This window comes from Mesorhizobium sp. M7A.F.Ca.CA.004.06.1.1 (genome assembly GCF_003999135.1).
Classification (GTDB): domain Bacteria; phylum Pseudomonadota; class Alphaproteobacteria; order Rhizobiales; family Rhizobiaceae; genus Mesorhizobium.
On sequence record NZ_RZPQ01000247.1, the window covers coordinates 1 to 7,430 of the forward strand.

Annotated in this window: 7 protein-coding genes and 2 pseudogenes; 1 reads left to right on the plus strand and 8 read right to left on the minus strand. The window is 63.1% G+C overall.

From position 1 onward, the window contains the following. From EN906_RS16445 to EN906_RS16475, 7 genes and pseudogenes are all read right to left on the minus strand, one after another. Positions 1–191, minus strand: a pseudogene (locus EN906_RS16445) (F0F1 ATP synthase subunit epsilon); the annotation flags it as partial. A gap of 113 nt (positions 192–304) precedes the next feature. Then, positions 305–1,900 (minus strand): F0F1 ATP synthase subunit beta, encoded by a 1,596-nt coding sequence (gene atpD / locus EN906_RS16450; RefSeq protein ID WP_164748765.1) that lies wholly within the window; start codon positions 1,898–1,900, stop codon positions 305–307. A gap of 70 nt (positions 1,901–1,970) precedes the next feature. Beyond that, entirely contained in the window at positions 1,971–2,855 is an 885-nt protein-coding gene (locus tag EN906_RS16455; protein WP_127267284.1) for a F0F1 ATP synthase subunit gamma, read from the minus strand. Between the two features lie 31 nt (positions 2,856–2,886). Then, complete coding sequence (atpA, locus tag EN906_RS16460) at positions 2,887–4,416, minus strand: F0F1 ATP synthase subunit alpha (protein WP_127267283.1); 1,530 nt, start codon at positions 4,414–4,416, stop codon at positions 2,887–2,889. Continuing rightward, the gene (locus tag EN906_RS16465; protein WP_023762496.1) at positions 4,416–4,976 is read right to left on the minus strand and encodes a F0F1 ATP synthase subunit delta; all 561 of its coding nucleotides are present in this window, start codon (positions 4,974–4,976) and stop codon (positions 4,416–4,418) included. The genes atpA and EN906_RS16465 overlap by 1 nt, the downstream gene beginning before the upstream one ends. A 246-nt stretch (positions 4,977–5,222) precedes the next feature. Further along, a complete protein-coding gene (locus tag EN906_RS16470; RefSeq protein ID WP_127267282.1) occupies positions 5,223–5,618 on the minus strand; it encodes a DUF4345 family protein in 396 nt (131 codons plus the stop codon). Between the two features lie 95 nt (positions 5,619–5,713). Next, positions 5,714–6,409, minus strand: coding sequence for an aspartate/glutamate racemase family protein (locus tag EN906_RS16475; protein ID WP_127267281.1), 696 nt, complete (start codon positions 6,407–6,409; stop codon positions 5,714–5,716). A gap of 69 nt (positions 6,410–6,478) precedes the next feature. On the opposite strand from EN906_RS16475, the gene EN906_RS16480 reads away from it, so the two are divergent. After that, entirely contained in the window at positions 6,479–6,745 is a 267-nt protein-coding gene (locus EN906_RS16480) for a type II toxin-antitoxin system Phd/YefM family antitoxin (RefSeq protein WP_236382932.1), read from the plus strand. A gap of 24 nt (positions 6,746–6,769) precedes the next feature. On the opposite strand, the pseudogene EN906_RS16485 reads toward EN906_RS16480, so the two are convergent. After that, positions 6,770–7,430: pseudogene (locus EN906_RS16485) on the minus strand (primosomal protein N'); the annotation flags it as partial.

Below are 7,430 nucleotides of genomic sequence, written 5' to 3' on the forward strand. Positions count from 1 at the left end.
ACATAGCGTTCTTCGCCGCCCGCCGCGGTCTTCACGGTGACGACGCCCGGCTTGATCGTGGTCATGACCGGGGCGTGATGCGCCATGACGGTCATCTCGCCTTCGGCGCCCGGAATGACGACGGATTCGACCTGCTCAGAAACCAGCAGGCGTTCCGGCGAGACCAGTTCGAACTTGAAAGCTTCAGCCATGATCAATTTAGTGAGTAGGGAATAGGAACTAGTCAGTAGTAAGTGGCCCTAACCGGCCCACATCACGCAGCTGCTATTCCCTACTCACTACTGACTACTCCCTATTCCCTGAATTATGCCGCTTCAGCCGCGAGGCGCTGTGCCTTCTCGACTGCTTCCTCGATGCCGCCGACCATGTAGAAGGCGGCTTCCGGCAGGTGATCGTAGTCGCCGTTGCAGAGGCCCTTGAAGCCCTTGATGGTGTCGGCGAGGTCGACCAGCTTGCCCGGCGCGCCGGTGAACACTTCGGCGACGAAGAACGGCTGCGACAGGAAGCGCTCGATCTTGCGGGCGCGGGCCACGGTCTGCTTGTCCTCTTCCGACAGCTCGTCCATGCCCAGAATGGCGATGATGTCCTGCAGCGACTTGTAGCGCTGGAGGATCGACTGCACCTGGCGGGCGACGCCATAGTGTTCGTCGCCGACGACCAGCGGGTCGAGCATGCGCGAGGTCGAATCCAGCGGATCGACCGCCGGATAAATGCCCTTTTCGGCGATGGCGCGGTTCAACGTCGTGGTCGCGTCAAGGTGGGCGAACGAGGTCGCCGGCGCCGGATCAGTCAGATCGTCGGCGGGCACGTAGATGGCTTGCACGGACGTGATCGAGCCCTTGGTGGTGGTGGTGATACGTTCCTGCAGCGCGCCCATGTCGGTGGCGAGCGTCGGCTGATAGCCCACGGCCGAAGGAATACGGCCGAGCAGAGCCGACACTTCCGAACCAGCCTGCGTGAAGCGGAAGATGTTGTCGACGAAGAACAGCACGTCCTGGCCCTGGTCGCGGAAGTATTCCGCAACCGTCAGGCCGGTCAGGCCGACGCGGGCGCGCGCGCCCGGCGGCTCGTTCATCTGGCCATAGACGAGTGCGGCCTTGGAGCCTTCGCCGCCGCCCTTCTTGTTGACGCCGGATTCGATGAACTCGTGATACAGATCGTTGCCTTCGCGGGTGCGCTCGCCGACGCCGGCGAACACCGAATAGCCGCCATGCGCCTTGGCGATGTTGTTGATCAGTTCCTGGATCAGCACGGTCTTGCCGACGCCGGCGCCGCCGAACAGGCCGATCTTGCCGCCCTTGGCGTAGGGGGCCAAGAGGTCGAGCACCTTGATGCCCGTGATCAGGATCTGTGCTTCCGTCGACTGCTCGACATAGGTGGGAGCCGGCTGGTGGATGGAGCGCATTTCGGTCGCGTCGACCGGGCCTTCTTCGTCGACCGGCTCGCCGATGACGTTGATGATGCGGCCGAGCATGCCCGGGCCGACCGGCACGGTGATCGGCGCGCCGGTGTCACGCACTTCCTGGCCGCGAACCAGACCTTCGGTCGAGTCCATGGCGATGCAGCGCACGGTGTTTTCACCCAGATGCTGGGCAACTTCGAGCACCAGGCGGTTGCCGACATTGGTCGTCTCGAGCGCGTTCAGGATCGCCGGCAGGTGATCGCCGAACTGCACGTCGACAACGGCGCCGATGACCTGGCGAACCTTGCCGACAACGCCGGTTGCCTTGCTGGCCACTGCCGATGTCTTGGCAGCGGCGGCCTTCGCCGGTGCTGCCGCCTTGGCCGGGGCGGCCTTCGCGGCTGCTACTGGAGCCTTTGCCGCCGCCTTCGCGGGGGCTGCGGTTTTCGCGGCTGCGGCCTTGGGGGCTGCCTTCTGGGGGGTCGCTGCTTTCGCCATCGTCTTTACCCTTTTTCGTCCTTTGTTTCTCACGCGGTCCAGTCGCGGGTCGATGACCCGCGAACCACGCCTAGAGCGCCTCGGCGCCCGAAATGATTTCGATCAGTTCCTTGGTGATCTGCGCCTGCCGCTGGCGATTGTAGGTGATCGACAGCTTGTTGATCATGTCGCCGGCGTTGCGCGTCGCATTGTCCATGGCGCTCATCTTGGCGCCCATTTCGCCGGCCACGTTTTCGAGCAGCGCCCGGAAAACCTGCACGGAGATGTTGCGCGGAATGAGGTCGGAGAGGATTTCGCCCGGCTCCGGCTCATATTCGTAGACGGCGTTGCCGCCATCAATCGCCTCGGCAGGAGCCGAAGCAATGCCGGCCGGAATGATCTGCTGCGCGGTCGGGATCTGGCTGATCACCGACTTGAACTGCGAATAGAACAGCGTGCAGATGTCGAAGCCGCCTTCGTTGAAGAGGTGGATGACCTTCTTGGCGATGGCATCGGCATTGACGAAGCCGAGTGTCTTGACCTCGCGCAGGTCGACTCGGTCGATGATCATCGACGCGTAGTCGCGGCGCAGGATGTCGAAACCCTTCTTGCCGACGCAGATGATCTTGACCTGCTTGCCGTCGGCCAAAAGCTTGCGGATATGGTCGCGGGCAAGGCGGGCGATCTGCGAATTGAAGCCGCCGCACAGGCCGCGCTCGGCGGTGCAGACGACGAGCAGATGCACGTCATCCTTGCCGGTGCCGGTCATCAGCGCCGGGGCATCGCCGCCGCCGCCGATTGCCTGGGTTATGTTGGCCAGCACGGAACCCATGCGCTCCGAATAGGGGCGCGCCGCTTCCGCAGCCTCTTGCGCACGGCGCAGCTTCGCCGCGGCGACCATCTGCATCGCCTTGGTGATCTTCTGCGTCGCCTTGACCGAGGCGATACGGTTACGAAGGTCTTTTAATGAAGGCATGCTTCAAACCTGATCCCGTCTTGCAATTCGCTCAGGCGAAGGTCTTGGCGAAAGCGTCGATCTCGGCCTTCAGCTTGGCGCGCAGATCGTCCGACAGCGCCTTTTCCTTGCGGATGGCTTCGAGGACGTCCTTGCCGGCCGAACGCATGTGGCTGAGCAGGCCATGCTCGAACTTGCCGACCTGGTTGACCGGCAGCTTGTCGAGATAGCCGTTGACGCCGGCGAAGATCACCGCGACCTGCTCTTCCGTCTTCAGCGGCGAGAACTGCGGCTGCTTCAGGAGTTCGGTGAGGCGCGATCCGCGGTTGAGCAGGCGCTGGGTGGCGGCATCGAGATCCGAGCCGAACTGCGCGAAGGCCGCCATTTCGCGGTACTGCGCAAGCTCGCCCTTGATCGAACCGGCAACCTGCTTCATCGCCTTGATCTGCGCGGCCGAACCGACGCGGCTGACCGACAGACCGACGTTCACCGCAGGACGAATGCCCTGGAAGAACAGGTTGGTCTCGAGGAAGATCTGGCCGTCGGTGATCGAGATCACGTTGGTCGGGATATAGGCCGACACGTCGTTGGCCTGCGTTTCGATGATCGGCAGCGCGGTCAGCGAACCACCGCCCAGATCGTCGTTGAGCTTGGCCGCGCGCTCGAGCAGGCGCGAGTGCAGGTAGAAGACGTCGCCCGGATAGGCTTCGCGGCCCGGCGGGCGACGCAGCAGCAGCGACATCTGGCGATAGGCGACGGCCTGCTTCGACAGATCGTCGTAGCTGATCAGCGCGTGCATGCCATTGTCGCGGAAATATTCGCCCATGGTGGCGCCGGCGAACGGCGCCAGGAACTGCATCGGTGCCGGATCGGAAGCGGTGGCGGCGACGATGATCGAATATTCGAGCGCGCCGCGCTCTTCCAGCACCTTGACGAACTGCGCGACGGTCGAGCGCTTCTGGCCGACGGCGACGTAGACGCAGTAGAGCTTTTCCTTCTCGGGGCCGTTGTCGTGCACCGACTTCTGGTTGAGCATCGTGTCGAGGATGATGGCGGTCTTGCCGGTCTGGCGATCGCCGATGACCAGCTCGCGCTGGCCGCGGCCGACCGGGATCAGCGCATCGATGGCCTTGAGGCCGGTCGACATCGGCTCGTTCACCGACTTGCGCGGAATGATGCCGGGCGCCTTGACGTCGACGCGCTTGCGCTCGACCGCCTTGATCGGACCCTTGCCGTCGATCGGATTACCGAGCGCGTCGACGACGCGGCCGAGCAGGCCTGGGCCGACGGGGACGTCGACGATGGCGCCAGTGCGCTTGACGATGTCGCCTTCCTTGATGTCGCGGTCGGCGCCGAAGATGACGACGCCGACATTGTCGGCTTCGAGGTTGAGCGCCATGCCGCGGATGCCGCCGGGGAATTCGACCATTTCGCCGGCCTGGACATTGTCGAGGCCGTAGACGCGGGCGATACCGTCACCGACGGACAACACCTGTCCGACTTCGGAGACCTCGGCCTCCTTGCCGAAATTCTTGATCTGGTCTTTCAGAATTGCGGAAATTTCCGCGGCGCGGATGTCCATCAGCCGACCTCTTTCAGTGCAAGCTTGAGCGAATTGAGTTTGGTTTTGAGCGACGTATCGATCTGGCGCGAGCCCATCTTGACCACCAGCCCGCCGAGCAGCGACGGATCGACGGTGACGGAGATAGCCACGTCCTTGCCGGCAACGCTCTTCAGCGCCGCCTTGAGTTCGGTCTGCTGGGCAGCCGTCAGTTCGTGAGCCGACGTCACTTCAGCAGCGGTCTCGCCACGATGTTCGGCTGATATCTGGCGGAACGCCCTGATCATGCCGGGAATGGCGAACAGCCGGCGGTTACGGGCGACGACGCGCAGGAAATTGCCGGTGAGGCCGGCAATCCCGGCCTTGTCGGCGATTGCCGCGATGGCCTTCGCCTGGTCCTCGCTGGAGAACACCGGGCTGTTGATCAGCCGGGTGAGATCAGCGCTGCCCGCGAGCATGGCTTCGAAGCTGTTGAGGTCAGCTTCGACCTTGGCCACGGAATTTGCCTGCAGGGCGAGTTCGAACAGCGAACCCGCATAGCGTTCTGCGACACCTGAGATTGGCGATGACGATTGAGCCACGGACCGTCTTTTCTCTTGTCTGACAGGCCGTAGATTGTTGGCGCGAGCAAAAACTCTGGCTAAATCTTTGACCTTACTGCATTTTTTCAAGCACGGAGACGCGGCTTCCGCTATCCCCGGCCGAAAGTCGATTGCCGTCTAGCACAGGCATTTTAAGACCGCAATGCGTCGTTCCGCATGGTTTTCAGGCACTATTGTCGCATCCGGCGAAAGTCACCCGTCTTCCATCGCGGAATACCCAACGATTCAAGGCAGAAAGCCGAAGGCAAAGGCGAGCGGCAACGCCGCCAGCACCAATTCCACCACAATGGAAACCCAATTGAAAGGCGTGTTGGCGCCATCCGACATCATCGACAGCAGCCGGCCGAAGGCGGTGAACAGCCAGGAGAAGCCAAGCGCCATGTAGATCAGCGGCTGCGCCAGCAGGATACAGCACAGGCCGACGCCGAGATAGAAGCCCGACATCCTGCCGCGCCCCTCGGCGATCGCCGCAGCCTTCTCTGGTTTGACCTGCAAGCGCAGGGCATGGAAGGCGAGGCCAGGGGCCAGAAAAAACAAAAGACCGAGCAGCACGGTGACGACGGCGCTCGACCAGGCCAGCCATTCGCCCTGGCTCGTCGGCCATGGAAGCGCAAAATCCATCTTGTCCCCTCGAAATGCCTGTTTTGAAATTCCGGGCATTCTAGCGGAGGAAAAGAAGCGCGCCAGATGGATCCACGCACTTTAGGCGGCGCGCATCAACCGAGCGCGAATTCCACAGCCGCCTCGGCATGGATGCGCGTCGTGTCGAAGACCGGGATGTCGAAATCCTGCTCGCCTATGAGCATGGTGATCTCGGTGCAGCCCATGATGACGCTGTCGGCCGCCTCTTCGCGGCGCAGGCGCTCGGTCTCGGCGATATAGGCCGCCTTTGAAGTCTCCTTGACGATGCCCTGGCACAACTCGTCGTAGATGACGCGATGGACCATGTCGCGCCCGGCACTATCGGGTACGACAGGGTTCAAGCCAAATCTGTCGGCGAGCCGGCCCTTGTAGAAATCCTGCTCCATGGTGAAGCGCGTCGCCAGCAGTGCCGGACGCTGCATGCCGGCGCGCTTGACCGCCACCGCGGTGGCATCGGCGATGTGGATCAGCGGGATCGACACCGACGCCTGCACTTGGTCGGCCAGTCTGTGCATGGTGTTGGTGCACAAAAGCAGACCCTCCGCGCCGCCGGCCTCGAGCTTGCGTGCGGCTTCGACGAGAAGCACACCGGCGCCATCCCAGTCGCCATGATGCTGCCGCTCGGCGATTTCGGCGAAGTCGAATGACCAGAGCAGAAGCCTGGCCGAATGCAAGCCGCCCAGCCGCTCGCGCACGATCTCGTTGAGCAGCCGATAGTAGATGGCCGTCGATTCCCAGCTCATGCCGCCCAGAAGGCCAAGGGTTTTCATTGCGCGAGCTGTTCCTTTTCCTAGGCGATCCTCGATACTATAAACACATGAGACCACAAGGAGGTCGCAGTGAAAACCGTTCAGCTTCAGCAGGCCAAGGCGACACTCTCGGCAATTGTGGAGGCCGCGGGAAATGGCGAGCCAACCATCATCACAGAAAACGGCAGGCCGGCTGCCATGATCGTCCCGGACGATGAAGGGCGAAAGCTCTATCCGCAAGACAGTCGGAGAAATTTGGCTGATTGGTTACTCGGTATCCCGGCGGCATCGAATTTGAGCGAAACGAATCGCCGTCACGAGATGCCGAGTTTTGAGCCGCCCGACGTACCTATTTGAATCCACCTACCAAGCGCCCGGCAACTACAAAAAACTCTGCGGATCGATATCCACCTGCACCCTGACCGAGCCGCGCTGCTTCGGCCCATTGGCAAGCATCGCGCGAATAAAACCTTGCATGTCGGCGCGCCGTTCGCCCTGGATCAGCAGACGGAAGCGGTGGCGGCCGCCGAGCAGGGACAACGGCGCCTCGGCTGGACCCAGCACGAACAGATCTGACGCCTCGGGCGCGGCGCGGCGCAGGCCGCGTGCATGGCCCTCGGCTTCCGCCCGCGTCACCGCACTGACGATGACGCCGGCGAGCCGACCGAAGGGCGGCAGTGCGGCCCGTTCGCGCTCGGCGATCTCACGTTCGTAAAACGCCTCGGCGTCGCCGGAGACGATTGCCCGCATCACCGGATGCTCGGGCTGAAAAGTCTGCAGCAGGCCAAGGCTCTTCTTGCCGGTGCGGCCGGCGCGGCCGGTGACCTGGCTGAGCAGCTGGAACGTCCGCTCGGCGGCGCGCGGATCGCCATTGGCAAGGCCGAGGTCGGCATCGACAACGCCAACCAGGGTCATGTTGGGAAAGTTGTGGCCCTTGGCGACGAGCTGCGTGCCGATGACGATGTCGGCCTCGCCATCGGCGATCGCCTCCAGCTCCAGCCGCAGCCGCCGCACGCCGCCCATCAGGTCGGACGACAAGACG